At 72.8% G+C, this 2551-nt stretch carries 2 protein-coding genes; both read left to right on the plus strand.

The features are described 5' to 3' along the window. Positions 1 to 2291, plus strand: a 2291-nt coding sequence (locus tag JOL79_RS33420; RefSeq protein WP_210159943.1) for an SDR family NAD(P)-dependent oxidoreductase, incomplete at its 5' end; no start/stop codon positions are given. 40 nt (positions 2292 to 2331) lie between these two features. Beyond that, positions 2332 to 2551 (plus strand): beta-ketoacyl synthase N-terminal-like domain-containing protein (locus tag JOL79_RS33425; protein ID WP_210159944.1); only part of this gene is annotated, 220 nt, incomplete at its 3' end.

The raw sequence follows: 2551 nt of genomic DNA on the forward strand, positions 1-2551 counted from the left end.
GCAACCACCCAGAACCCCACACCGCCCTCACCGCCGCCGCCCACCTCCACACCACCGGCACCCCCATCACCTGGCCCACCACCACAACAACACCCCACACCGTCGACCTGCCCACCTACGCCTTCCAGAGCCGGAGGCACTGGGTGGACCAGCCGAAGACAGCCCAGTCCGGCGCTGCCACGGACGACCCCTTCTGGGAGACGGTCGGCCGGGGCGATCTGGACGGGCTCGTACGCACCCTCGGCGCCGAGGGGGAACGGGTACAGGAGGCGCTGGGCGAGGTGCTCCCGGCACTGACGTCCTGGCACACGGCGAGGAACACGCGCTCAGTCATCGACTCGTGGCGTCACCGGATCGTGTGGCGGCCGGTCGAGAACGAGATCCCGCTCCGGCCCGGGGGACCCTGGCTGATCGTCCGTACCGAGGACGGTCCGGCGGTGAGCTGGTCCGACACCCTGACACGAGCATTGGAGGAACGGGACACGCGAGTGGTCTCGGTCGTCGTCGGCCGTGGCGGCGACGGACACACCGACGCGGAGCGACTCGCCCACGCCCTCGCCGCCATGCCCGCGGACGGTCCGTACACCGGTGTCCTGTCCCTGCTCGCGCTCGACGAGCACGCGGGTCTGGCCGCGGACAGTGACGCGGTGGCGCTGATCAACGCGCTCGACGACGCGGGAATCAGCGGGCGTCTGTGGATCGCGACCTCGGGCGCGGTGGCGGCCGCGCCGTCCGACCAGGTAATCCGGCCATCCGGAGGTCTGGTGTGGGGGCTCGGCGGGGTGATCGCCGCCGAGAGACCCGAACGATGGGGCGGGCTCGTCGACATTCCCGGCGGCCCCGACACGCGGTCGGCGGAGTACGTCCTCACGGCACTAATGGGGACCAGGGACGAGTCCGAGCTGGCGGTCCGTACCTCGGGGCTGCTGGCACGGCGGCTGGTGCGGGCTCCCCGGCACGCCGACGCCCCTGCCGCCGAGTGGTCGCCGGACGGCACCGTGCTCGTAACGGGAGGCACGGGCGCGTTGGGCGCACTCGTGGCGCGCCGGCTCGCCCGGCGCGGCGTTCCGCACCTGCTTCTCGTGAGCCGGCGGGGGCCCGGGGCTCCCGGCGCCGATCGCCTGCGGGCCGACCTCACCGCGCTCGGCGCCCGCGTCACGATCGCCGCCTGCGACGTGGGCGACCGCGAGGCGCTCTCCACCCTGCTCGCCACGGTGCCCGGCGAGCACCCACTGACCGCGGTGGTGCACACCGCCGCCGTCCTGGACGACGGGCTCCTCAGCTCACTGACGCCCGAGCGGATCGCGGCCGTGCACCGCGTCAAGGTGGCGGGCGCGCTCAATCTGCACGAGTTGACCCGTGACCTGCCGCTGTCGGCCTTCGTGCTGTTCTCGTCCGTCACCGGCACCCTCGCGAACGCGGGCCAGGGCAACTACGCCCCGGGCAACGCCTTCCTGGACGCGCTGGCGGATCATCGGCGCTCACTTGGCCTGCCCGCCACCTCGATCGCGTGGGGGCACTGGGACGGCGACGGCATCGCGGGGGACGAGGCGCGGGAGAGCCTGCGGCGCGGCGGTTTCCCGCCCATGTCGCCGGACCTGGCGGTCACCGCCCTGGAAGAGACCGTGTGTGACGGGCAGACCCGGCTCATCGTCGCCCGAGCCGACTGGACCACCGTGCTCTCCGCCCGGTCGCGACCACTGCTGCGCGAACTGCCGGAGGCCGGCGAGGCCGCCGTACCGGCCTCGGCGACGGGCGAGGACGCCGAGAGCGAGGGCGAAAACCTTATGCGGCGGCTGCTCGCGCTGCCGGAATCCGAACGGCGCCCGACCGCCCGCGCGGTCGTGCGCGAGCAGATCGCCGAGGTCCTCGGACATGCCTCGGCGGCCGAGGTGGACGACGACCGTGGTTTCCGCGACCAGGGCTTCACGTCGCTGTCGGCGGTCGAACTGCGCAATCGCCTGGCCCGGCTGACGGACACGACGCTGCCGACGACGCTCGTGTTCGACTACCCGACCCCGGCGGCTCTTCTCGATCACCTGCTCGCCGTTCTGCTACCGCAGCCGGAGCCGCCGCGGGCCGCCGTACTGGCGAAGATCGACGAGCTCGAGGAGATGCTGGCCGTGCCCCTGCCGGAGGAGGGCCGGGGCGAGGCGCTCACCCGGTTGCGGCGGCTGCTTGACGCGGTGTCGGGCGCGGCCGTCGCCCGCTCATCCGCGGGAGCCGGGCTCGGCTCCGCCACCGACGACGAGCTCATCACCTTCATCAGCAACGAACTCGGGATCTCCTGACCCCTCCCCTGGCCCATCCGCGCCCTTGGAAGGCAGACCTGTGAGCGACGACCAGATCCGGCACCTCCTCCGACGCGTGACCGAGGAGTTGCACAAGACGCGTGAAGAACTGCGTGACGTCCGGGAAGAGCAACGCGAGCCGATCGCGATCGTGGGGATGGCCTGCCGCCTGCCCGGCGGCGTGTCCTCCCCCGAGGACCTGTGGGACCTGGTCAACGAGGGACGCGACGCCGTCACCGAGTTCCCCACCGACCGCGGCT

This window comes from Microbispora oryzae (genome assembly GCF_017896165.1).
In the GTDB taxonomy this organism is placed as follows: Bacteria; Actinomycetota; Actinomycetes; order Streptosporangiales; family Streptosporangiaceae; genus Microbispora; species Microbispora oryzae.